We start from the raw sequence: 24,689 nt of genomic DNA on the forward strand, positions 1-24,689 counted from the left end.
ATTTTTTCCTTTGCAAGATTCACACAGTAATATCTTTCCACTCGATAATTTTTAACGCCCCTGTTGGGCAGGCGTTTGCGCATTCACCGCATAACACACATTTCGAGGATTTTTTACTTTCGGTATTTACGGTGGCCATCATCCACGGGCATGCCGTCGTACAGGCGCTACAACCAATACAACGTTTATGATCGACGGTAATACAGCCTTCTTCCTGTTGCCAGGTAATCGCACCAATCGGGCAGACATTCATGCATTGCGGTTCTTTGCATTGACGGCAGGTGTCCGCGGTATAGTTGAGATCGCCATACAGGCCGCCACCAGAGCCAACCCCGTTATCGCCAAAGAAATAATTGCGATGGATTTTGATACGGGAGAAGAATGTCCCTACTGAGCCATCGTTGAAGTTGGTACAAGAGATTTCACAGCGGTGGCAACCCGTGCATCGCGCACGTTGGGTCACCAGCACCCCTTTGGGTGTATTAATCAACCCTACTGTGCCGCTATCAATATCTTCCTGTTTGCAACCCAAAAGTGACAGTAACGCAGGGGCAATTGTCAGACCAGAAAGGCCTTTTCCTGATATACGCAAGAATTCTAATCGCGTTAAGCCAATATCTAATAGTGGACGATCAACCGGGTTCATTTATTTCGCATCCTCTTCGCAAACACAGTGCTGACAATTCAGCAGCCTGATATTAAGCATTCAACTAATACGCTGCTGACTCTGTCCCCAACACCAGATATTTTCCCTAACCCGATAGTGTATGAGAAAAGATTTAACGCTGATAAACTAATCCTTTATGGTTAGGAGGAAAAATAATGTGATTATTCTGAGCTCTTAACATTGATCGTTATCAATTAAAAACACAAAGAAAAAAAATATAAGTGAAGTGATATTTATTATCATTTGAAATGAATTTAACTGATCCGACAATTATTTGTGACATTCATAGCAGAAAATAAAAATAATATTGCCGCTATAAATTAAAAAACATATCGAAATTCGTATAATTTCAGAAGTCGTCATTTACAAAAATTAACTGACTCGCAACTGAACTAAAAATATCAGGATGAAGCTTACCGCCTCATCCTGAATGGTCATTTAACCAGTGCGTTAATGACGGTTTCCATCGCCTGCTTTTCCAGCTCACTGCGCTGAATGCGTTTATTGGCTAATGCTGTACGTAATACGCCTGCGATAACAATATGCTTTGGTTCCTGCCCCAGATCGCGCATTTCCAGCACAACTTTACCGACAACTCTGCACATTTCTCGGTACAGTTCATCCTCTTTTGTCCGATTTCCCATTATTTATACCTATTTATCATGCCAGCTATCAGCATATATCAATCTAATCAATTAAACAAAAACCAAAGAAAATCACACAAATAACGCGATAAATTATTTTAACTGAAGCAATTTAGCGATGATGTATTTGTACACCTAATGAATTTTCACTCGTCATCACACTGACAACCCAGGCACCAGACGTTGCGCAAACAGCGAAGTTTTTGCGTAACGTTTTCCCTGGAACGTTAAATCTTTGATAACAATTTATTGTCTAACGAGTTGTATATTTTTTGAAACGCTGTTTTTGTTTTCCTTTTGGATTAATTTCAGCGTATAATGCGCGCCAATTGACTCTTGAATGGTTTCAGCACTTTGGACTGTAGAACTCAACGACTCAAAAACAGGCACTCACGTTGGGCTGAGACACAAGCACACATTCCTCTGCACGCTTTTTCGATGTCACCTATCCTTAGAGCGAGGCACCACCACTTTCGTAATACCGGATTCGCTTTCCGGCAGTGCGCCCAGAAAGCAAGTTTCTCCCATCCTTCTCAACTTAAAGACTAAGACTGTCATGAAAAAGACCAAAATTGTTTGCACCATCGGACCGAAAACCGAATCTGAAGAGATGTTAGCTAAAATGCTGGACGCTGGCATGAACGTTATGCGTCTGAACTTCTCTCATGGTGACTATGCAGAACACGGTCAGCGCATTCAGAATCTGCGCAACGTGATGAGCAAAACTGGTAAAACCGCCGCTATCCTGCTTGATACCAAAGGTCCGGAAATCCGCACCATGAAACTGGAAGGCGGTAACGACGTTTCTCTGAAATCGGGTCAGACCTTTACTTTCACCACTGATAAATCTGTTATCGGCAACAGCGAAATGGTTGCGGTAACGTATGAAGGTTTCACTACTGACCTGTCTGTTGGCAACACCGTACTGGTTGACGATGGTCTGATCGGTATGGAAGTTACCGCCATTGAAGGTAACAAAGTTATCTGTAAAGTGCTGAACAACGGCGACCTGGGCGAAAACAAAGGTGTGAACCTGCCAGGCGTTTCCATTGCCCTGCCAGCACTGGCTGAAAAAGACAAACAGGACCTGATCTTTGGTTGCGAACAAGGCGTAGACTTTGTTGCTGCTTCCTTTATTCGTAAGCGTTCTGACGTTATCGAAATCCGTGAGCACCTGAAAGCGCACGGCGGCGAAAACATCCAAATCATCTCCAAAATCGAAAACCAGGAAGGCCTCAACAACTTCGACGAAATCCTCGAAGCCTCTGACGGCATCATGGTTGCGCGTGGCGACCTGGGTGTAGAAATCCCGGTAGAAGAAGTTATCTTCGCCCAGAAGATGATGATCGAAAAATGTATCCGTGCACGTAAAGTCGTTATCACTGCGACCCAGATGCTGGATTCCATGATCAAAAACCCACGCCCGACTCGCGCAGAAGCAGGTGACGTTGCAAACGCCATCCTCGACGGTACTGACGCAGTGATGCTGTCTGGTGAATCCGCAAAAGGTAAATACCCGCTGGAAGCGGTTTCTATCATGGCGACCATCTGCGAACGTACCGACCGCGTGATGAACAGCCGTCTCGAGTTCAACAATGACAACCGTAAACTGCGCATTACCGAAGCAGTATGCCGTGGCGCGGTTGAAACTGCTGAAAAACTGGATGCTCCGCTGATCGTGGTTGCTACCCAAGGCGGTAAATCTGCTCGTGCAGTACGTAAATACTTCCCGGATGCCACCATCCTGGCACTGACCACCAACGAAAAAACGGCTCATCAGTTGGTACTGAGCAAAGGCGTTGTGCCGCAGCTGGTTAAAGAAATCACTTCTACTGATGATTTCTACCGTCTGGGTAAAGAACTGGCTCTGCAGAGCGGTCTGGCACACAAAGGTGACGTCGTAGTTATGGTTTCTGGTGCACTGGTACCGAGCGGCACTACTAACACCGCATCTGTTCACGTCCTGTAATATTGCTTTTGTGAATTAATTTGTATATCGAAGCGCCCTGATGGGCGCTTTTTTTATTTAATCGATAACCAGAAGCAATAAAAAATCAAATCGGATTTCACTATATAATCCCACTTTATCTAAGATGAATCCGATGGAAGCATCCTGTTTTCTCTCAATTTTTTTATCTAAAACCCAGCGTTCGATGCTTCTTTGAGCGAACGATCAAAAATAAGTGCCTTCCCATCAAAAAAATATTCTCAACATAAAAAACTTTGTGTAATACTTGTAACGCTACATGGAGATTAACTCAATCTAGAGGGTATTAATAATGAAAGCTACTAAACTGGTACTGGGCGCGGTAATCCTGGGTTCTACTCTGCTGGCAGGTTGCTCCAGCAACGCTAAAATCGATCAGCTGTCTTCTGACGTTCAGACTCTGAACGCTAAAGTTGACCAGCTGAGCAACGACGTGAACGCAATGCGTTCCGACGTTCAGGCTGCTAAAGATGACGCAGCTCGTGCTAACCAGCGTCTGGACAACATGGCTACTAAATACCGCAAGTAATAGTACCTGTGAAGTGAAAAATGGCGCACATTGTGCGCCATTTTTTTTGCCTGCCATTTACCGCTACTGCGTCGCGCGTAACATATTCCCTTGTTCTGGTTCACCATTCTGCGCTGACTCTACTGAAGGCGCATTGCTGGCTGCGGGAGTTGCTCCACTGCTCACGGCAACTGGATACCCTGCCCGACGATACAACGCTTTATCGACTAACTTCTGATCTACAACCTTATTATCTTTAAATTGCGTGAAGCCTGCTGGCAGTGTGTAAGGCATTGTCTGAACGTTCTGCTGTTCTTCTGCTGATAGTGGTCGATGCACTTCCACATAACGCATCCCGTTAGGCTCCACAGAATATTTCACCGGTTCGTTGATCACTTTCACCGGCGTTCCCGTCCGCACGCTGGAGAACAAGGCTTTAATATCCGGTGCATTCATGCGAATACACCCTGAACTGACGCGCAAACCGACGCTGTCCGGCGCACTGGTGCCATGAATGAGGTATTCGCCATTACCATGCGCGAGGCGCAGTGCGTAACGTCCTAGCGGGTTATTTGGCCCGGCAGGAACGACGGGCGGTAATTTAATGCCACGCTCCAGCGAACGCTGACGAATGCCCGCCGTTGGCGTCCAGGTTGGATTAGGGATTTTCTGCCCCACACGCGTTTCCATCACCGGCGTTTCCAGCCCCTGCAATCCAATACCTATCGGATAGACCTGCACGATATTTTCTCCCGGCGGATAATAATAAAGGCGCAGCTCTGCAAGGTTAACGATAATCCCCTGACGCGGCGCATCAGGCAATAACAGTTGCGAAGGAATCGTTATCGTCGTACCGGGTTTTGGCACCGGAGCGATAGTGTTATTGGCTTCAAGTATCAACATTGCCGCAGTATCAAAACGTCGGGCGATGGCCTGAAGGTTTTTATCCCCTTCTTGCACCGTATACGTTTGATTTTGCCCAACCAGTCGGCTTCCGGTTGGTGGTAGCGGATAATCAACCGCCCAGGCAGCCTGAATGGCGCTAAAAGCGCCGATAAGCGTGAGTGTAAGCAAAGACGCGCGTTTCATTGTAAACCTCCTGTATTTGCCGGAGACTCACGCTGAAACGTCGGATGGCGCTTATGTTCACCTGAAACCAAAACACTCCTGTGCAGGCCAGTGTAAACATTGACCACCCGGCAATGTGAGTCAACCGGATGAAAGCTGTCCCTTTAGTTTAGCTAAGTGCAGCGGCTTTGGCGCGAATTGCGCGAATCATCGCTTCCAGACCTTGTGAGCGTGATGGGGTGAGATGTTGGGTGAGCGCCATTTTTTCAAACCACGGGCGCACATCGAAATTGACAATATCCTGCGGTGTCATTTGATCGTAAAGAATAAAGACGACCGCAATAAGCCCTTTCACAATCGCCGCATCGCTGTCGCCCTGTAATTCAATAATTCCCTGCGCATTTTGACGCATCACAATCCATACCTGACTCTGGCAGCCCTGGATGCTATTTTGTGGGCTTCGGTCTTCGTCGCGTAATTCTGGCAGACGCTGGCCCAGCTCAATAATGTAGAGATATTTCTCTTCCCAGTTGGCGCAGCGTAAAAAATTACGCAGCAATTTTTCTTTATCCGGCAATACAGCCATAGTGCCTCCCTGTTATCCCAGCAGACGGTGAATACGTTGCAGGCCGGTCACCAGACGATCCACTTCTTCATGGGTGTTATACATAGCCAGCGACGCCCGACACATGGCAGGAACGTTGTAATAGGCCATTAATGGCATAGCGCAGTGATGTCCGGTACGCACAGCAATGCCGTAATTATCGAGAAAACTGCCAACATCATAGGCGTGGTGTTTACCAAGATTAAAAGCAATAACGCCAAGTCTGTTCTGGGGACCATAGAGAGTGAGATCCGGTACAGACTCCAGCTGTGACAGCGCGTAATGCATCAGATTCTGTTCATACTCGGCTATGTTATTAAGCCCCAGCCCCGAAACATACTCGAGTGCCGCGCCAAGACCAATGATGCCTCCGGTATTGGGTGTGCCGGCTTCAAACCGCCATGGTGCTTTAGTCCAGGTAGTGCCTTCACTCAGGCTGACGGTGGCAATCATCGAACCGCCCCCTTCCCACGGCGGCATCTCCTGCAACAAGGCTTCTTTGACATAAAGAATGCCAATTCCAGTGGGGCCATACAGTTTATGCCCGGAGAACACGTAAAAATCGCAATCCAGCGCCTGAACGTCCACCGGATGATGCATCACCGCCTGAGCGCCATCCACCAGTACTTTTGCGCCATGTTGGTGTGCAAGGGTGATCATCTCGGCCAGCGGATTTTCTGTCCCAAGCACGTTGGAGACATGGGTAATTGCCAGCAGGCGAGTTTTCTCATCGAACAGATTAGGCAGTATCTCCAGCTGCAACGTACCGTCGGGGTTGAGAGGAATCACACGCAGCTCTGCACCCACTCGCGCGCAAAGCATTTGCCAGGGAACAATGTTAGCGTGGTGCTCCATCTGGCTGATGATGATGTTATCGCCCGCTCGCACGTTGCTGTTGCCCCAGCTATTGGCGACCAGGTTAATGCCTTCCGTGGTGCCGCGGACAAACACCAATTCTTCCGCGGAACGGGCATTGATAAACAGCGAAGCACGCTTGCGCACGTTTTCCATTTTCTCGGTCGCCTGGGCGCTTAAGGTATGAATACCGCGATGTACCGCCGCGTAGCCGTGACGATAGAACACCGCCTCGGCATCAATCACCTGGCTCGGTTTTTGCGCACTGGCAGCGCTGTCGAGATAAGCCAGCGGCAAACCGTTTACCTCACGAGAAAGCACCGGAAAGTCGGCCCGCACTTTGTCGACGGAAAAAGTCATCTTGCACCTCCTGGCAGTCGTTGACCGATTCGGGCCAGCACCTGCTGTTTAAGCCCCTCATCACGCAGTGCTTCCGTCAGTTCGGCAGCAAAGGCGTAAATGATCATCTGCTGGGCATCCTGCTGATTGATCCCACGCGAGCGCAGATAGAACATCTGTTCATCATCAATACGCCCCACCGTCGCGCCGTGGCTGCATTTCACATCATCTGCATAGATTTCCAGCTGCGGTTTCGTATCCACTTCTGCCAGTTTGCCCATCAGCAGATTATTGTTGGTCATCTGACCATCCGTTTTGATGGCGTGCTGCGCGACGTTGATCAAACCGTTAAATACCGCGCGGCCTTTGTCGCTGACGATAGTTTTGTGCAACTGTCGGCTGTTACAAAAACCTTTATTGTGTTCCAGCCAGGTACGGGTATCACACACCTCGTTTTTCACCGGCATCGCCAGACTATTGATCCGCAGCGTGCTGTTTTCGCCATTGAGTTGCGTACTGGTGTTGTGTCGTAATACTGCGCCACCCAGCAGGAAACTGTGGCTAATTGCAGTGGCATCGTCAGCCAGCAACAAATCGTTATGGGCAAAGTGGTGACTGACCGGGTTTTCAAACGCCAGCTTGATATGCTGCAAGTGGGCGTTCGCTGCGACATTGATGGTAAAGCGCGCTCCGGTGAAATGACGAGCGTCATTCAGGCTAACGAAATGCTCAATCACCGTCGCTTCGGCACCTTCAGCCAGATCCAGATGATGCCGGTAATGAGCTGTGTTCACCACTTCACCTGCCACGCCCTGGGTGATATGCATTAACAGTAATGGCTTTGCCGGCCGTTGACCGCGCTTCACGGCGATATGCGTCACGCTTTGCGCCAGGCTTTCCGTCAGATGGAGAAATACTTCCGCCTGAATAGCATCGGGCAATCCCTGACGGTCGTCGTTAATGCTCACTTCATACCCGCTGCCTTCAGTTGTATCGCTAAGTTCTGGCACGTAGCGTCCATCAACATAAACCAGCCGCACAGCGTCTAATGTTAACGCTAAGGCATCACGCTGCTGTGGGGATATCTCTCCCGCAATGCTGACAAACTGGCTATTGGTCAGCCCTTCCAGCGGCGTATATTTCCAGTTTTCATGTTTACGTGTCGGCAGTCCGGTACGCAGCAATTGTTGTAAATGCTGCTGTGCTTGCGGGGAGCGTTTTGCACCCTCGGCTTCAAACAAATGATGCCACTGTTGCAGCACGTTACTGCTGTTCGGTAAGCCAGCCATAACCCTGCTCCTCCAGTTGTTTGACCAATGTGAAATCGCCGGATTTCACAATTCGTCCCTGATACAGCACATGGACGTAATCAGGCTTGATGTAGTCGAGAATGCGTTGGTAGTGCGTAACAATGATGAATGAACGCTTGCCGTCACGCAGCGAGTTCACGCCATCGGCAACCACTTTTAATGCGTCAATATCCAGCCCGGAGTCCGACTCATCAAGAATGCATAACTCCGGTTCCAGCACCGCCATTTGCAAAATATCGTTGCGCTTTTTCTCGCCGCCGGAAAAACCAACGTTTACCGAACGCGTTAATAAATCTTCCGGCATTTTCAGAAGAGCGATTTTCTCTTCCATCAAATCCTGAAAATCAAAGCGGTCGAGCGTTTCCTGGCCGCGATAGCTGCGTACCGCATTAAGTGCCGTTTGCAGGAAAAACTGGTTACTGACGCCGGGTATTTCCACCGGATACTGGAAGGCCATAAAGATGCCTTCGCCTGCACGTTCTTCCGGCGACAGCGCAAGCAAATCTTTGCCTTTAAACTCAACCGTGCCAGCCGTCACTTCATAATCTTCGCGTCCGGCAAGCGTTGCCGATAAGGTACTTTTCCCCGAACCATTGGGTCCCATAATGGCGTGAACTTCGCCGGGACGAACGTCGAGGCTTAATCCGCGCAGGATAGTTTTATCTTCCACGCTGACGTGTAAATCTTTAATACTTAACATGTTTATTCCTTATCCGACGCTGTGTTCAAGACTGATGGCGAGGAGTTTTTGTGCTTCAACGGCAAATTCCAGCGGCAGTTCTGAGAACACGTCTTTGCAGAAACCGTTAACAATCATCGAGATGGCGTCTTCTTCGCTGATCCCGCGTTGCAGGCAGTAAAACAGTTGATCTTCACCAATACGTGATGTCGTTGCCTCGTGCTCCAGTTGTGCGCTGTTATTGCGACATTCGACATACGGGAAGGTATGCGCCCCACAATTAGCGCCAATCAGCATTGAGTCGCACTGAGTGAAATTGCGCGCATTGGTTGCCGTCGGCATGATTTTCACTAAGCCGCGATAACTGTTCTGACTATGTCCGGCAGAGATCCCTTTCGAGATAATGGTCGATTTGGTGTTTTTACCGATGTGGATCATCTTGGTGCCGGTATCCGCTTGCTGATGACCGCTGGTCAGTGCCACCGAGTAAAACTCACCAATGGAGTTATCGCCGCGCAAAATGCAGCTGGGATATTTCCACGTAATCGCTGACCCGGTTTCTGATTGCGTCCATGACATTTTGCTGTTTTCGCCTTCGCACAAAGCACGCTTGGTGACGAAATTGAGAATACCGCCGGTGTTGTTATCGCCAGGGAACCAGTTTTGTACCGTGGAATATTTCACCTCGGCGTTTTTATGGATGATGACTTCCACCACCGCCGCGTGTAACTGATAGCTGTCACGCACCGGAGCGGAACAGCCTTCAATGTAGCTGACGTAGCTGTCTTCGTCGGCCACCAGAATGGTGCGCTCAAACTGCCCGGTTTTTTCCGCGTTAATGCGAAAATAGGTGGAAAGTTCCATCGGGCAGCGCACGCCTTTAGGCACATAAATAAACGTACCGTCAGAGGCTACCGCCGCATTAAGCGCGGCAAAGAAGTTGTCATTCCCCGGCACCACGGTGCCGAGATATTTACGCACCAGTTCCGGGTGATCGTGGATCGCCTCGCCAAAGGAGCAAAAAATAATTCCCTGCTCCGCCAGTTTTTCGCGATAAGTGGTGGCAACCGAAACAGAGTCGAAAATGGCATCCACCGCCACCTCTTTGCCTTCCCGCACGGGAACGCCCAACTGCTCAAACGCCGCCTCCACCTCTTTACTTAAAAAGGCGTTCGCGCCAGTTTGCTGCACCGCGCCGGGTTCAGACGCGCAGTTGTCGTCACAATTACCGCACGATGGTGCTGAGTAGTAGCTGTAATCCTGATAATTCAGCTTGTCGTAGTGCGCTTTCAGCCAGTGCGGCTCTTCCATCTCCAGCCATGCGCGATAGGCATTGAGACGAAACTCCAGCATCCACTCCGGCTCATTACGCTTCGCCGATATTGCGCGCACCACCTCTTCGTTTATCCCCTTTGCCAGCTCATCAGTGGCTAACTGGGTGAAGAATCCTTCTTTATAATTCAGCGGGCCGCCGGTCCAGGTTTTGACATCGTCAGTTGCTTCAGTATTACGAGACATAGTACCGCCTATACCCCAAAGCTTTCGCCACAGCCACATTCATTCTGGGCTTTCGGGTTGTGAAATTTGAATATCTGATTAAGTCCTTCACGAACGAAATCGACTTCCGTGCCATCAATAAACGGCATCGCTTGCAGCGGGACAAACAGCTTCGCGCCGTCATGTTCAAACAGCAGATCGTCTTTGTCTGGCTCGCTAACACTGTCGAGCACATAGCCAAATCCCGCGCAGCCCGTTTGCTTCACGCCTAAGCGCACGCCGACCATACCTGGTTGCTTTGCCACCAGCTCACGGATGTGGACAGCGGCTGCGGGTGTCAGCGTTAAACCCTGCCAGGCGAAATCCTGTGGATTAAAGGTTCCTGAATGCATGTCCATCGATTTACCTCACTTCATCGCTTTCAGCGTATAACAGCATGTTAGTGATAATGATTATCAGTTCAACCCAGCAAACGCAGGGGCTTTACCGTAAAACATGCTTTTTGCCTGCTTTTAATAAGCATAGACCCTGATGTGTGGGTTAACAGGCACGCTAAGAATTAGGTATCTCATTGTTAGATAATGATTATTATCTAAGGAGCATTAAGGCTGTGATGAAAAAGAAAAAGTTGTATTGAAAATGACTATTTAAGAGATAGGTAAAAAAGTGCAGCGTTCAGAAATAAGAAAACCCTTAAGTCTGTGCATCACAGGCTTAAGGGTTTCTACCCCATCCGGCGCTTATCTCCGGCACTCACAGTGGCTTAGCTCTTGAAGGGGCGATAAGAATAGTCTCATAAAGCTAAGCCGCCGTTTTAGCACAAACTGCGATTTGTATTATTTTTGAACGTTATCAGGCGGGTAGATAAGCAGTATTAAGAAGGCCCTCGAACCTGGACGAAGATTAATCCAGGCCGATTTGGCGAACTCGCGGCATTACGTCAGGATCAATGCACGCCCAAACGCCAGGCAAAGTAGATTTCTTCTTTTAATTCAGCAGAAGAGAGAGTAAGCAAGTCAGCGAATTCAAGTTCTAATTGTTTCAGACGTTTGAGATATTGGGCAGGTGAAAGATTGCTTTGGTCACGGCGTAAAAATTCAATGGCCAGCTGGGTGGGATCAAGTTGAGTAGACATAGCATCCTCGCTTTTAGACAAGACCTGCACAGTATACCACCGTTTACTGTGCAGATAATGACCAAAAGCAATATGCGTCACATTTTTCTGGTGACAACGTCACAAAATGGCTGTCGTCAATCGTGACGAACAGCACAAACGCCCTTTCTCATCGAGGATTTCTATCTGCCAAACCTGATGACGTGAACCGAGATGCAACGGTTTACATACGCCGCGTACCCGCCCTTCTCGTGCCGAGCGAACATGATTAGCATTGATTTCCAGACCAACCACCTTTTGCTCACCTTCGGTACATAAATAACCGGCAACGGAACCGATACTTTCGGCCAATACCACGGATGCCCCTCCATGCAGCAACCCGAAAGGCTGCTTTGTCCGCGAGTCTACTGGCATTGTCGCTTCAAGGGTGTCATCACCAATATGTTCAAAGCGAATATCCAGCAACCCCACCATGTTTCCTTCACCCATTGCATTCAGTGCTTCCAGGGTGATTTTTCGTTTCCATATCATTTAATAATCTCCAGTAAAGCCTGCACAGGATGGCGTACCCCCGTGCCTTCAACCCGTTTTACCTGGCCGCGACAGGAATATCCGGTCGCCAGACAGCGGTTACGCGGCAGTCGCTGCATCGCCTGATGCCAGGATAACTCATAGATCCCGAGCGAGTTTTTATGATTTTTCGCTTCATGTCCGTAAGTCCCTGCCATGCCGCAGCAACCCACGCTGACATTTTCCAGTTTCGCGCCAAAACGGGCAAATATCGCAGCCCATTGTGCTGGCGCGCCCGGCAAAGCGGTAACCTCGGTACAGTGACCAAAGAAATACCATGATTCACCGCTGACTGTAGCCACTGGCTGTGAGTCAAGTGCGCTTGCCAGCCATTCATTCGCCAGTAAGACGTTAAACTCGCCACGTTCCTCGCCCAGCGCCAGTTTATATTCATCGCGATAACAAAGTACCAGCGCCGGATCGACGCCCACCATTGGCATCCCCAGCTTCGCCACACGGTTGAGGAAATCCGCCGTCTTTTTCGCCGTCTTCGCAAAACGATTAAGAAAGCCTTTGATATGCTGGGCTTTGCCATTCGGCGAAAATGGCAGTAACACGGGCTGGAAACCTAATTTTTCGACCAGACGGACAAAATCCGCCACCACTTGCGCATCGTAATAGCTGGTAAAGGGGTCCTGCACCACCAACACCGTGCGCGCTTTCTGCTCTGCATTGAGAACTTCAAGCTGTTCCAGCGTCATGTTTGCCGAGCGATGCCCCACCATTTGTTGTTGCAGCGAGGGAACCGACAGCAGCGGCAAATCAACCATGCCGATATGTTTTTCGGAGAGTTTGCGCACCAGCGGCTGGTTAATGAAGAAGTTAAAAGTCTTCGGTGCACGAGCCATCAGCGGTGCGTAGCTCTCGACCGTGGCGACGAGGTGGTCGCGCAGGGGGCGCAAATAACGGGTGTGATAGAGTTGCAGAAAGCGAGAACGAAACTCAGGCACGTCAATTTTGATGGGGCACTGAGTCGAACACGCTTTACAGGCCAGGCAACCCGACATCGCCTCTTTGACTTCGTGTGAGAAGTCATATTCGCCTTTATTCGCATGCCAGCTATTGCGCGTGCGGGCAATTAACGTCCGCAAACTGACTCCGGATTCAGGCAGTTCTTGTTCCAGTTTGAGTGGGTCAACGCCGCGATCTGCCAACAAACGCAGCCACTCACGCACCAGCGTTGCGCGTCCTTTCGGTGAATGAATCCGGTTCTGAGTAATCTTCATCGACGGGCACATCGGACTGCGGGCATCAAAGTTGAAGCATAAACCGTTGCCATTACACTCCATTGCCCCGCGCCACTGCTGGCGTACCGCGATGGGGATCTGTCGATCATATGTGCCACGCTTCACCGCGTCCACTTTCATCATCGGCGCATCGAGACCTTCTGGCGGGCAAATCTTCCCTGGGTTGAGTCGGTTATGCGGGTCAAATGCCGCTTTCACTTTGCGCAGTTCTGCAAAAAGTTCCTCACCGAAAAACGCCGGGCTGTATTCGGCACGAAAACCTTTACCATGTTCGCCCCACAACAAACCACCGTATTTCGCAGTCAACGCCACTACATCATCAGAGATTTGCTTCATCAAAATCTCTTGTTGCGGATCGCACATATCCAGTGCCGGACGGACGTGCAAGACACCTGCGTCGACGTGACCGAACATACCGTAGCTTAAGCCGTGGCTGTCGAGCAGCGCGCGAAATTCAGCAATATAATCCGCCAGATGTTCCGGCGGTACGCAGGTATCCTCAGCAAACGGAATCGGTTTGGCTGCTCCTTTGGCATTACCGAGCAGGCCGACGGCTTTTTTGCGCATGGCATAAATACGCTCAACACCTGCCAGTTCGCGGCACACCTGCCAGCCAATCACACCTGCCTGTTGGCTGGCAATCAGTTCATCCAACCGCGCACAGAGTGCATTTACCCGCTCATCAATCAGCGTCTCATCATCACCAGCAAATTCCACAATGTTCAGCCCGAGCATTTCTTTGTCAGGCACATCGGTAATCAACTCGCTGACGGAATGCCAGACAATATCTTCCCGCGCCAGATTCAGCACTTTTGAGTCTACCGTCTCTACCGAAAGCGCCCGCGCCTCAACCATAAACGGCGCGTTACGCAGCGCGGAGTCAAAAGAGTCATATTTGACGTTCACCAGACGGCGCACTTTAGGCAAGGGCGTAATATCCAGCCGCGCTTCGGTAATAAAGGCCAGCGTCCCTTCTGAACCCGTCAGAATGCGCGTCAGGTCGAACTCAGTCATCTCATCGTTAAAGACATGACGCAGATCGTAACCCGTCAGAAAACGGTTAAGTTTGGGGAATTTGTCGATAATTAACTGGCGTTGCTGACGGCAACGTTGATAAACCGTGTTATAAATTCGCCCGATTGTAGTATTGGATTTACCCAGCGTTTCCGCCAGTTCGACGGGTAAAGGTTGCGTATCGAGAATATCGCCCCCCAACAACACCGCGCGTACGCCAAGTACGTGATCTGACGTTTTGCCATAGACCAGCGATCCCTGACCGGATGCATCGGTATTGATCATCCCACCGAGCGTTGCCCGGTTGCTGGTCGAAAGTTCCGGCGCAAAAAAGTAGCCGAATGGTTTCAGGTACTGATTGAGTTGATCTTTTATCACCCCGGCCTCAACGCGCACCCAGCCCTCTTCAGGGTTAATTTCGATGATGCGGTTCATATGGCGGGACATATCAACAATAATCCCCTGGTTGAGCGCCTGACCGTTAGTGCCGGTGCCGCCGCCGCGGGGGGTAAAGATCAGCGATGAATAGCGTTCCTGCGCGGCAAGACGGGCGATCAGCGCCACATCTGCGGTTGAACGCGGAAATACCACCGCATCGGGGAGAAGTTGGTAAATACTGTTGTCGGTCGACATTGTCAGACGATCGGCATAACTTGTCGCCGTATCGCCGGTAAAACCCTGTTGCTCCAGCTCTTGCAAAAAATTAAGCACCAATTGAACGACGCCGGGTGCCTGGGAAATCTGTGGAATCATTATATTGACCCTTTCCTGCGGTCTGTGATGTAGAACGATACACTGTTCTTTCAGGCTGCTAATAGCGCACTGAAAGGTGATGTTTGTTTACTCTATGGATTTCGAGTTGCAGGAAGGCGGCAAGCGAGTGAACTCCAGGAGCTTACAAAGTAAGTGACTGGGGTGAACGAACGTAGCCGCAGCACATGCAATTTGAAATACGACGAGTAAATCGTTTGCGTGTTGCCTGAGTTGTTGTACCACATTTTTTTCTAACACGCCCATCAGAATTAAGGGCAGAATCGGCCTGTTAAAAACCGCTGAAATTGCTCATCATTATGCAGGTGAGTTTCGCGTGTTCACGTCGCGTCGACGATTTGACGCACAAAAAAGGTGAAAAGTAGTTATGGTAAATGTTCGTCAGCCCAGGGATGTCGCACAAATTCTGCTTTCGGTGCTGTTTTTAGCCATCATGATTGTGGCATGTCTGTGGATTGTTCAACCCTTTATTCTCGGCTTTGCATGGGCCGGTACGGTGGTTATCGCCACCTGGCCGGTATTGTTACGTTTGCAAAAGATAATGTTTGGCCGCCGCTCTCTCGCCGTTCTGGTGATGACGCTGTTATTAGTGATGGTGTTTATCATCCCTATTGCCTTGTTGGTTAACAGTATTGTCGATGGCAGCGGCCCGCTTATTAAAGCTATTTCCAGCGGTGACATGACGTTACCCGATCTGGCGTGGCTTAATACCATTCCGGTGATTGGCGCGAAGCTATATGCAGGCTGGCACAACTTGCTGGATATGGGGGGTACGGCGATCATGGCGAAAGTCCGTCCTTATATTGGCACCACCACCACCTGGTTCGTTGGGCAGGCGGCGCATATCGGGCGCTTTATGGTGCATTGTGCGCTGATGCTTCTCTTCAGCGCCCTGCTGTACTGGCGCGGTGAACAAGTGGCGCAAGGCATTCGCCATTTTGCTACCCGTCTGGCAGGCGTTCGTGGAGATGCCGCCGTGCTGCTAGCGGCACAAGCTATCCGCGCAGTGGCGCTGGGTGTTGTGGTGACTGCGTTAGTACAGGCAGTGCTTGGTGGTATCGGCCTCGCGGTATCCGGCGTACCTTATGCAACGTTGCTCACGGTGTTAATGATCCTCTCCTGCCTTGTCCAGCTTGGCCCATTGCCGGTACTGATTCCGGCGATTATCTGGCTCTACTGGACCGGCGATACCACCTGGGGAACGGTATTGTTAGTGTGGAGCGGTGTGGTTGGCACGCTGGATAACGTCATCCGCCCAATGTTAATTCGCATGGGTGCCGATTTACCGCTGATCCTGATCCTCTCTGGCGTTATTGGTGGTTTGATTGCTTTCGGGATGATCGGTCTGTTTATTGGTCCGGTTCTGTTAGCCGTTTCCTGGCGTCTGTTTGCCGCGTGGGTGGAAGAGGTCCCACCGCCGACGGATCAACCGGAAGAAATTCTCGAAGAACTTGGCGAAATCGAGAAACCGAATAAGTAATTTCTCATCAGGCGGTTCTGCCGCCTGATTGTTAACCACCGCTAATTGATATTTGCTTGCTCTTCACTATATTTTCCTGCTTACCGCCATTCAGCTGGTAGTACCTGTCGCAAATTCTTTACAGTTTTTAAACTAATGAGACGAATCTGATCGACGCAAAAAGTCCGTATGCCTACTATTAGCTCACGGTTATAAATCAACATATTGATTTATAAGCATGGAAATCCCCTGAGTGAAACAACGAATTGCTGTGTGTAGTCTTTGCCCATCTCCCACGATGGGCTTTTTTTTAACATTTTTCCGCTTCGCTACCTCGCCCCCTCACTCTTTCCAATAATGTTGCACAAGATACTGTGACTCTCTTCAAGCCGTCGGCAGGCTGATAATGTTATTTATATTTTATTGTTTATTTCATGCAGCCATTACACGATGAACGCTTATGAACTCCAGGCACTTCGCCATATTTTTGCCATGACTATTGATGAATGCGCGACCTGGATTGCCCAGACCGGTGACAGTGAAAGCTGGCGTCAGTGGGAAAATGGCAAATGCGCCATTCCTGATCGTGTGGTCGAGCAACTGTTGGCTATGCGACAGCAACGAAAAAAACATCTTCATGCCATCATAGAGAAAATAAATAACCGCATCGGCAACAACACCATGCGTTTTTTCCCTGACTTAACCGCGTTTCAACGTGTCTACCCTGATGGCAATTTTATTGACTGGAAGATCTATCAATCGGTAGCCGCTGAATTATATGCACACGATCTGGAGCGCCTTTGTTAATTTTCCAAAGAAAGGAATTGTCGTTGTTATAACAATAATGAACGGATGCTGACACAACATCGCTTCACTTTTTAAAGCACCTTTGCTAAGTAGAACCTATGAAAAATCCCTATTTCCCTACCGCACTTGGGTTGTATTTTAATTACCTGGTGCATGGTATGGGCGTCATTTTGATGAGCCTGAATATGGCCTCGCTGGAGACGCTTTGGCAGACTAATGCCGCAGGCGTCTCAATAGTTATCTCATCGCTGGGTATTGGTCGATTAAGTGTCTTGCTTTTTGCAGGATTATTATCCGATCGCTTTGGTCGCCGCCCTTTTATCATGCTCGGGATGTGCTGCTATATGGCCTTCTTTTTTGGCATCCTGCACACCAATAACATCATTATCGCTTATGGTTTGGGCTTTCTGGCGGGAATGGCAAACAGTTTTCTCGATGCAGGCACCTATCCCAGTTTGATGGAAGCTTTTCCACGTTCACCGGGTACAGCTAATATTTTAATTAAAGCATTTGTTTCCAGCGGGCAATTTTTATTACCGCTAATCATCAGCCTGTTAGTGTGGGCTGAACTGTGGTTCGGCTGGTCCTTTATGATTGCCGCAGGCATTATGTTTATTAATGCTCTGTTTTTATACCGTTGTACGTTCCCACCCCATCCGGGTCGTCGCTTACCTGTCATAGAGAAAGCCACCAACTCTACGGAACATCGCTGTTCAATTATCGATTTAGCCAGTTATACCTTATATGGCTATATCTCAATGGCAACCTTTTATCTGGTTAGCCAGTGGCTGGCACAGTACGGACAATTTGTTGCAGGCATGTCATACACTATGTCGATCAAACTACTCAGTATCTACACCGTGGGTTCGCTGCTTTGTGTATGGATTTGCCCCTATATTTCCAGACATCTGTTATCACTTAACCCATTACAAGCCCGCTGCCGCAGATATTCCCGTGGCGAGCGATAACCCAGCGCACTATGCGGATGCCATTCGTTATAATGCTCGAACGCCTCTGCAAGGTTCTTTGCTGCCGTTAACCCGTCTGGTTTGGGCATGATACTGATGTAGTCACGCTTTATCGTTTTCACGAAGCTCTCTGCTATTCCGTTACTCTCCGGACTCCGCACCGCCGTGTTCTTCGGTTCAAGTCCCAACATCCGGGCGAACTGGCGTGTTTCATTAGCCCGGTAGCATGAACCATTATCCGTCAGCCACTCCACTGGAGACGACGGAAGATCGTTGCCGAAGCGGCGTTCCACCGCTCCCAGCATGACGTCCTGTACTGTTTCACTGTTGAAGCCGCCAGTAGTCACCGCCCAGTGCAGTGCCTCACGATCACAGCAGTCCAGCGCGAACGTGACACGCAGTCTCTCTCCGTTATCACAGCAGAACTCGAACCCGTCAGAGCACCATCGCTGATTGCTTTCTTTCACGGCCACTCTGCCTGTATGTGCCCGTTTCGATGGCGGTACAGCAGGTTTTCGCTCAAGCAACAGCGCATTCTGGCGCATGATCCGGTAAACACGTTTGGCATTGATCGCAGGCATACCATCAAGTTCTGCCTGTCTGCGAAGCAGCGCCCATACCCGACGATAACCATACGTGGGCAGCTCTCCGATAACATGGTGTATACGGAGAAGCACATCCGTATCATCAGTGTGACGACTGCGGCGGCCATCCATCCAGTCATCGGTTCGTCTGAGAATGACGTGCAACTGCGCACGCGACACCCGGAGACAACGGCTGACTAAGCTTACTCCCCATCCCCGGGCAATAAGGGCGCGTGCGCTATCCACTTTTTTGCCCGTCCATATTCAACGGCTTCTTTGAGGAGTTCATTTTCCATCGTTTTCTTGCCGAGCAGGCGCTGGAGTTCTTTAATCTGCTTCATGGCGGCAGCAAGTTCAGAGGCAGGAACAACCTGTTCTCCGGCGGCGACAGCAGTAAGACTTCCTTCCTGGTATTGCTTACGCCAGAGAAATAACTGGCTGGCTGCTACACCATGTTGCCGGGCAACGAGGGAGACCGTCATCCCCGGTTCAAAGCTCTGCTGAACAATTGCGATCTTTTCCTGTGTGGTACGCCGTCTGCGTTTCTCCGGCCCTAAGACATCAATCATCTGTTCTCCAATGACTAGTCTAAAAACTAGTATTAAGACTATCACTTATTTAAGTGATACTGGTTGTCTGGAGATTCAGGGGGCCAGTCTAGTGTATTTATTACCGCTCCACTCATTCGTAATACCGTTCGCCCAACAACATTACTCATGCTGTACACCTTTATCTCATTTATTGCTCTGTTTACCGTCTGTCTGCATCCCACATTTTATGTGGTGATAATATTTGCTTTTGTCATTGGTTTTACCTCTGCTGGAGGTGTTGTGCAAATTGGCCTGACATTAATGGCTGAACGTTTCCCCTACGCTAAAGGTAAAGCTACAGGGATCTATTACAGTGCGGGCAGTATTGCGACCTTTACTATTCCGTTGATTACGGCTCATCTATCCCAAAGAAGTATTGCCGATATTATGTGGTTCGATACCGCCATCGCTGCCATCGGCTTTTTACTGGCACTGTTTATCGGCTTACGCAGCCGCAAAGAAACGTGGCATCACTCGCTAAAGGAAAATGTCGCTCCGGGTGGGTAATGCAATATTCTTTTCAGGTCATGCAAGATCTTACGGATAAATAACTCTTTCTGCGCCAACTAAGGAAAATCGCGATAAAAAACAAACTATGACATGCAATATTCCTGGAAACATAAACTTTATGCCATGTACCCAGGGAAAATCATCTTCAGTATAGTAATTATGTAAACCGTCGGAGAACAATACGTACGGTAACGAAATTATCTTTCAGCAAGGAGCTGTGAAAATGTCTCAAAATAAGGCTTTCAGCACGCCATTTATCCTGGCTGTTCTTTGTATTTACTTTAGCTATTTCCTGCACGGCATTAGTGTTATAACGCTTGCCCAAAATATGTCATCTCTGGCAGAAAAGTTTTCCACTGACAACGCGGGCATTGCCTATTTAATTTCCGGTATCGGTTTGGGGCGATTGATCAGTATTTTATTCTTCGGTGTGATCTCCGATAAGTTTGGTCGTCGGGCGGTGATATTAATGGCAGTAATAATGTATCTGCTATTCTTCTTTGGTATTCCCGCTTGCCCGAATTTAACTCTCGCCTACTGTCTGGCAGTGTGCGTAGGTATCGCTAACTCAGCGCTGGATACGGGTGGCTACCCTGCGCTCATGGAATGCTTTCCGAAAGCCTCTGGTTCGGCGGTCATACTGGTTAAAGCGATGGTGTCATTCGGACAAATGTTCTACCCAATGCTGGTGAGCTATATGTTGCTCAATAACATCTGGTACGGCTATGGGCTGATTATTCCGGGTATTCTGTTTGTACTGATCACGCTGATGCTATTGAAAAGCAAATTCCCCAACCAGTTGGTGGACGCCAGCGTAGCTAATGAATTACCGCAAATGAACAGCAAACCGTTAGTCTGGCTGGAAGGTGTTTCATCGGTACTGTTCGGTGTAGCTGCATTCTCGACCTTTTATGTGATTGTGGTGTGGATGCCCAAATATGCGATGGCTTTTGCTGGTATGTCAGAAGCTGAGGCATTAAAAACCATCTCTTATTACAGTATGGGCTCGTTGGTCTGTGTCTTTATTTTTGCCGCACTACTGAAAAAAATGGTCCGGCCCATATGGGCTAATGTATTTAACTCTGCACTGGCAACAATAACATCAGCCATTATCTACCTGTACCCTTCTCCACTGGTGTGTAATGCCGGAGCCTTTGTTATCGGTTTCTCAGCAGCTGGCGGCATTTTACAGCTCGGCGTTTCGGTCATGTCAGAGTTTTTCCCCAAAAGCAAAGCCAAAGTCACCAGTATTTATATGATGATGGGTGGATTGGCTAATTTTGTTATTCCGCTGATTACCGGTTATCTGTCGAACATCGGCCTGCAATATATCATCGTTCTCGATTTTACTTTCGCGCTGCTGGCCCTGATTACCGCAATTATTGTTTTTATCCGCTATTACCGCGTTTTTATTATTCCTGAGAATGATGTGCGGTTTGGCGAGCGTAAATTTAGCACCCGGTTAAACACAATTAAGCATAGAGGTTAAAGGAGTTAATTATGGATGTTACCGCAAAATACGAATTGATTGGGTTGATGGCCTATCCTATCCGCCACAGTTTATCGCCTGAAATGCAGAATAAAGCCTTAGAAAAAGCGGGATTGCCATTTACCTATATGGCCTTTGAAGTGGATAACGATAGTTTTCCCGGAGCAATTGAAGGATTAAAAGCCCTCAAAATGCGCGGAACTGGTGTATCAATGCCGAACAAACAACTGGCGTGTGAATATGTTGATGAATTAACACCAGCGGCCAAACTTGTGGGTGCCATCAACACCATCGTTAATGATGATGGCTATCTGCGTGGCTATAACACCGACGGCACGGGCCATATTCGCGCCATTAAAGAGAGCGGTTTTGATATCAAAGGCAAAACAATGGTGCTGTTAGGGGCCGGAGGTGCCTCAACGGCGATTGGCGCGCAGGGGGCAATTGAAGGTTTAAAAGAAATTAAACTCTTTAACCGTCGGGATGAGTTCTTCGATAAAGCCCTCGCCTTCGCGCAGCGGGTTAACGAAAACACCGATTGTGTCGTCACGGTTACCGATCTCGCCGATCAGCAAGCCTTTGCTGAAGCCCTGGCTTCCGCCGACATTTTAACCAATGGCACAAAAGTGGGTATGAAACCCCTTGAGAATGAATCATTGGTTAATGATATCAGTCTGTTACATCCGGGACTTCTGGTCACTGAATGCGTGTATAACCCGCATATGACGAAGTTATTGCAGCAGGCGCAACAAGCTGGTTGCAAAACGATTGATGGATACGGCATGTTGTTGTGGCAAGGGGCTGAACAGTTCACGTTATGGACTGGCAAAGATTTCCCTCTGGAATATGTTAAACAGGTCATGGGGTTCGGTGCCTGACAGGCTGACCGCGTGCAGAAAGGGTAAAAAATGAAAACCGTAACTGTAAAAGATCTCGTCATTGGTACGGGCGCACCTAAAATCATCGTCTCGCTGATGGCGAAAGATATCGCCAGCGTGAAATCCGAAGCTCTCGCCTATCGTGAAGCGGACTTTGATATTCTGGAATGGCGTGTGGACCACTATGCCGACCTCTCCAATGTGGAGTCTGTCATGGCGGCAGCAAAAATTCTCCGTGAAACCATGCCAGAAAAACCACTGCTGTTTACCTTCCGCAGTGCCAAAGAAGGCGGCGAGCAGGCGATTTCCACCGAGGCTTATATTGCACTCAATCGTGCAGCCATCGATAGTGGCCTGGTTGATATGATCGATCTGGAGTTATTTACCGGCGATGATCAGGTTAAAGAAACCGTCGCCTACGCCCACGCGCATGATGTGAAAGTTGTCATGTCCAACCACGACTTCCATAAAACGCCGGAAGCCGAAGAAATCATTGCCCGTCTGCGCAAAATGCAGTCCTTCGATGCCGATATTCCTAAGATTGCGCTGATGCCGCAAAGTACCAGCGATGTGCTGACGTTGCTTGCTGCGACCCTGGAGATGCAGGAGCAGTATGCCGATCGTCCAATCATCACGATGTCAATGGCAAAAACTGGCGTAATTTCTCGTCTGGCTGGTGAAGTATTTGGCTCGGCGGCAACTTTTGGTGCGGTAAAAAAAGCCTCTGCGCCAGGGCAAATCTCGGTAAATGATTTGCGCACGGTATTAACTATTTTACATCAGGCATAAGCAATAATATTTCGGCGGGAATACCCTCCCCCGCCGAACTAAAAAAATATATTCAACCGTATTTAATAAAAATATTTCGTGAGTCTCTGCGCTCTAATTCTCCATCTGGCGTAGGGAAAATCACACCTGAATCAGGAATTAACAATGAAACCTGTAAAACCACCTCGTATTAATGGACGAGTGCCGGTCCTGTCGGCACAGGAAGCGGTGAATTATATTCCCGACGAAGCAACACTTTGTGTGTTAGGCGCTGGCGGCGGTATTCTGGAAGCCACCACGTTAATTACTGCTCTTGCTGATAAATATAAACAGACTCAAACACCACGTAATTTATCGATTATTAGTCCAACAGGGCTTGGCGATCGCGCCGACCGTGGTATTAGTCCGCTGGCGCAAGAAGGTCTGGTGAAATGGGCATTATGCGGTCACTGGGGACAATCGCCGCGTATTTCTGATCTCGCAGAACAAAATAAAATTATTGCTTATAACTATCCACAAGGTGTACTTACACAAACCTTACGCGCCGCCGCAGCCCACCAGCCTGGTATTATTAGTGATATTGGCATCGGAACATTTGTCGATCCACGCCAGCAAGGCGGCAAACTGAATGAAGTCACTAAAGAAGACCTGATTAAACTGGTCGAGTTTGATAACAAAGAATATCTCTATTACAAAGCGATAGCGCCAGATATCGCCTTCATTCGCGCTACCACCTGCGACAGTGAAGGCTACGCCACTTTTGAAGATGAGGTGATGTATCTCGACGCATTGGTTATTGCTCAGGCGGTGCACAATAACGGCGGTATTGTGATGATGCAGGTGCAGAAGATGGTTAAGAAAGCCACGCTGCATCCTAAATCTGTCCGTATTCCGGGTTATCTGGTGGATATTGTGGTAGTCGATCCGGATCAAACCCAACTGTATGGCGGTGCGCCGGTTAACCGCTTTATTTCTGGTGACTTCACCCTTGATGACAGCACCAAACTTAGCCTACCCCTAAACCAACGTAAATTAGTTGCGCGGCGCGCATTATTCGAAATGCGCAAAGGCGCGGTGGGGAATGTCGGCGTCGGTATTGCCGACGGCATTGGCCTGGTCGCCCGGGAAGAAGGTTGTGCTGATGACTTTATTCTGACGGTAGAAACAGGCCCAATTGGCGGTATTACTTCACAGGGGATCGCCTTTGGCGCGAACGTGAATACCCGTGCCATTCTGGATATGACGTCCCAGTTTGATTTTTATCACGGTGGTGGTCTGGATGTTTGTTATTTGAGTTTTGCTGAAGTCGACCAGCACGGTAACGTCGGCGTGCATAAATTCAATGGTAAAATCATGGGCACCGGTGGATTTATTGATATCAGTGCCACTTCGAAGAAAATCGTTTTCTGCAGCACATTAACTGCGGGCAGTTTAAAAACAGAAATTACCGACGGAAAATTAAATATCGTCCAGGAAGGACGGGTGAAGAAATTTATTCGGGAACTACCGGAAATTACTTTCAGCGGAAAAATCGCTCTCGAGCGAGGACTGGATGTTCGTTATATCACTGAGCGCGCCGTATTCACGCTAAAAGAAGACGGCCTGCATTTAATCGAAATCGCTCCTGGCGTCGATTTACAAAAAGATATTCTCGACAAAATGGATTTCACCCCAGTGATTTCGCCAGAACTCAAACTGATGGACGAAAGATTATTTATCGATGCGGCGATGGGTTTTGTCCTGCCTGAAGCGGCTCATTAAC

22 protein-coding genes, 1 other RNA gene and 2 pseudogenes are annotated in these 24,689 nt (G+C 48.9%); 12 read left to right on the plus strand and 13 right to left on the minus strand.

What is annotated here, in order from left to right:
- Positions 1-19: 19 nt before the first annotated feature.
- Entirely contained in the window at positions 20-646 is a 627-nt protein-coding gene (locus QUE34_RS10585; protein ID WP_032303137.1) for a ferredoxin-like protein, read from the minus strand.
- A 455-nt stretch (positions 647-1,101) separates the two neighbouring features.
- On the minus strand, positions 1,102-1,311 hold the full coding sequence (fumD, locus tag QUE34_RS10590) for a fumarate hydratase FumD (protein WP_000528342.1): 210 nt from the start codon (positions 1,309-1,311) through the stop codon (positions 1,102-1,104).
- 354 nt (positions 1,312-1,665) lie between these two features.
- Between fumD and ynhH the strand changes: the two genes are divergently transcribed.
- The 3 genes from ynhH to lpp all read left to right on the plus strand — a co-directional run bounded on the left by ynhH (position 1,666) and on the right by lpp (position 3,827).
- Complete coding sequence (gene ynhH, locus QUE34_RS10595) at positions 1,666-1,860, plus strand: protein YnhH (protein WP_240806354.1); 195 nt, start codon at positions 1,666-1,668, stop codon at positions 1,858-1,860.
- A gap of 7 nt (positions 1,861-1,867) precedes the next feature.
- Positions 1,868-3,280: a pyruvate kinase PykF gene (pykF, locus tag QUE34_RS10600; protein ID WP_032303138.1), complete on the plus strand. Its 1,413-nt coding sequence runs from the start codon at positions 1,868-1,870 to the stop codon at positions 3,278-3,280.
- 310 nt (positions 3,281-3,590) lie between these two features.
- The gene (gene lpp / locus QUE34_RS10605) at positions 3,591-3,827 is read left to right on the plus strand and encodes a murein lipoprotein Lpp (RefSeq protein ID WP_000648420.1); all 237 of its coding nucleotides are present in this window, start codon (positions 3,591-3,593) and stop codon (positions 3,825-3,827) included.
- Between the two features lie 63 nt (positions 3,828-3,890).
- On the opposite strand, the gene ldtE is transcribed toward lpp, so the two are convergent.
- The 10 genes from ldtE to ydiJ all read right to left on the minus strand — a co-directional run bounded on the left by ldtE (position 3,891) and on the right by ydiJ (position 14,856).
- Positions 3,891-4,895, minus strand: a complete 1,005-nt coding sequence (gene ldtE / locus QUE34_RS10610; RefSeq protein WP_032303139.1) for a L,D-transpeptidase LdtE — start codon at positions 4,893-4,895, stop codon at positions 3,891-3,893.
- Positions 4,896-5,043: 148 nt separating this feature from the next.
- The gene (sufE, locus tag QUE34_RS10615) at positions 5,044-5,460 is read right to left on the minus strand and encodes a cysteine desulfuration protein SufE (protein WP_000279734.1); all 417 of its coding nucleotides are present in this window, start codon (positions 5,458-5,460) and stop codon (positions 5,044-5,046) included.
- A 12-nt stretch (positions 5,461-5,472) separates the two neighbouring features.
- Positions 5,473-6,693, minus strand: coding sequence for a cysteine desulfurase SufS (gene sufS, locus QUE34_RS10620; RefSeq protein WP_103253676.1), 1,221 nt, complete (start codon positions 6,691-6,693; stop codon positions 5,473-5,475).
- Positions 6,690-7,961, minus strand: a complete 1,272-nt coding sequence (gene sufD, locus QUE34_RS10625) for a Fe-S cluster assembly protein SufD (protein WP_103253675.1) — start codon at positions 7,959-7,961, stop codon at positions 6,690-6,692. The genes sufS and sufD overlap by 4 nt, the downstream gene beginning before the upstream one ends.
- A complete protein-coding gene (sufC, locus tag QUE34_RS10630; protein WP_000948889.1) occupies positions 7,936-8,682 on the minus strand; it encodes a Fe-S cluster assembly ATPase SufC in 747 nt (248 codons plus the stop codon). Before sufC ends, sufD begins: the two co-directional genes overlap by 26 nt.
- Before the next feature lie 9 nt (positions 8,683-8,691).
- Entirely contained in the window at positions 8,692-10,179 is a 1,488-nt protein-coding gene (gene sufB, locus QUE34_RS10635) for a Fe-S cluster assembly protein SufB (RefSeq protein ID WP_001308677.1), read from the minus strand.
- Positions 10,180-10,187: 8 nt separating this feature from the next.
- Positions 10,188-10,556 carry a Fe-S cluster assembly scaffold SufA gene (gene sufA, locus QUE34_RS10640; RefSeq protein WP_000367171.1) on the minus strand — a complete coding sequence of 123 codons (369 nt, stop codon included), beginning with the start codon at positions 10,554-10,556 and terminating at the stop codon, positions 10,188-10,190.
- Between the two features lie 548 nt (positions 10,557-11,104).
- Positions 11,105-11,293, minus strand: a complete 189-nt coding sequence (locus QUE34_RS10645) for a YdiH family protein (RefSeq protein ID WP_001296104.1) — start codon at positions 11,291-11,293, stop codon at positions 11,105-11,107.
- Positions 11,294-11,392: 99 nt separating this feature from the next.
- The gene (gene menI, locus QUE34_RS10650) at positions 11,393-11,803 is read right to left on the minus strand and encodes a 1,4-dihydroxy-2-naphthoyl-CoA hydrolase (protein ID WP_032184335.1); all 411 of its coding nucleotides are present in this window, start codon (positions 11,801-11,803) and stop codon (positions 11,393-11,395) included.
- Complete coding sequence (ydiJ, locus tag QUE34_RS10655; RefSeq protein WP_103253674.1) at positions 11,800-14,856, minus strand: D-2-hydroxyglutarate dehydrogenase YdiJ; 3,057 nt, start codon at positions 14,854-14,856, stop codon at positions 11,800-11,802. Before ydiJ ends, menI begins: the two co-directional genes overlap by 4 nt.
- A 385-nt stretch (positions 14,857-15,241) precedes the next feature.
- On the opposite strand from ydiJ, the gene ydiK reads away from it, so the two are divergent.
- The 4 genes and pseudogenes from ydiK to QUE34_RS10675 form a co-directional block, all read left to right on the plus strand.
- Positions 15,242-16,354, plus strand: coding sequence for an AI-2E family transporter YdiK (ydiK, locus tag QUE34_RS10660; protein WP_000248636.1), 1,113 nt, complete (start codon positions 15,242-15,244; stop codon positions 16,352-16,354).
- Between the two features lie 185 nt (positions 16,355-16,539).
- An RNA gene (gene rprA / locus QUE34_RS10665) (antisense sRNA RprA) lies at positions 16,540-16,647 on the plus strand.
- Positions 16,648-16,783: 136 nt separating this feature from the next.
- A complete protein-coding gene (locus QUE34_RS10670; protein ID WP_001310864.1) occupies positions 16,784-17,140 on the plus strand; it encodes a YdiL family protein in 357 nt (118 codons plus the stop codon).
- A 98-nt stretch (positions 17,141-17,238) separates the two neighbouring features.
- Positions 17,239-18,048: pseudogene (locus QUE34_RS10675) on the plus strand (MFS transporter); the annotation flags it as partial.
- Here QUE34_RS10675 and QUE34_RS10680 read toward each other — a convergent pair.
- A protein-coding gene (locus QUE34_RS10680) for an IS3-like element IS2 family transposase (RefSeq protein ID WP_088895425.1) occupies positions 18,033-19,261 on the minus strand; the annotation gives its coding sequence in 2 pieces (ribosomal slippage) (positions 18,033-18,946 and positions 18,946-19,261; 1,230 coding nt in all). The pseudogene QUE34_RS10675 and the gene QUE34_RS10680 sit on opposite strands and share 16 nt — an antisense overlap.
- A gap of 78 nt (positions 19,262-19,339) precedes the next feature.
- On the opposite strand from QUE34_RS10680, the pseudogene QUE34_RS10685 reads away from it, so the two are divergent.
- The 5 genes and pseudogenes from QUE34_RS10685 to QUE34_RS10705 all read left to right on the plus strand — a co-directional run.
- Positions 19,340-19,789 (plus strand): annotated as a pseudogene (locus QUE34_RS10685) (MFS transporter); the annotation flags it as partial.
- A gap of 226 nt (positions 19,790-20,015) precedes the next feature.
- Positions 20,016-21,281 (plus strand): MFS transporter, encoded by a 1,266-nt coding sequence (locus QUE34_RS10690; RefSeq protein ID WP_032303145.1) that lies wholly within the window; start codon positions 20,016-20,018, stop codon positions 21,279-21,281.
- Between the two features lie 11 nt (positions 21,282-21,292).
- Positions 21,293-22,159 carry a quinate/shikimate dehydrogenase gene (gene ydiB / locus QUE34_RS10695; RefSeq protein ID WP_000383469.1) on the plus strand — a complete coding sequence of 289 codons (867 nt, stop codon included), beginning with the start codon at positions 21,293-21,295 and terminating at the stop codon, positions 22,157-22,159.
- A gap of 30 nt (positions 22,160-22,189) precedes the next feature.
- Positions 22,190-22,948 carry a type I 3-dehydroquinate dehydratase gene (gene aroD / locus QUE34_RS10700; protein WP_000860201.1) on the plus strand — a complete coding sequence of 253 codons (759 nt, stop codon included), beginning with the start codon at positions 22,190-22,192 and terminating at the stop codon, positions 22,946-22,948.
- A 144-nt stretch (positions 22,949-23,092) separates the two neighbouring features.
- Complete coding sequence (locus tag QUE34_RS10705) at positions 23,093-24,688, plus strand: acyl CoA:acetate/3-ketoacid CoA transferase (RefSeq protein WP_103253672.1); 1,596 nt, start codon at positions 23,093-23,095, stop codon at positions 24,686-24,688.
- The last annotated feature ends 1 nt before the right edge of the window (position 24,689 follow it).

Source organism: Escherichia sp. KS167_9B, from assembly GCF_030295215.1.
Taxonomy (GTDB): Bacteria; Pseudomonadota; Gammaproteobacteria; order Enterobacterales; family Enterobacteriaceae; genus Escherichia; species Escherichia coli_F.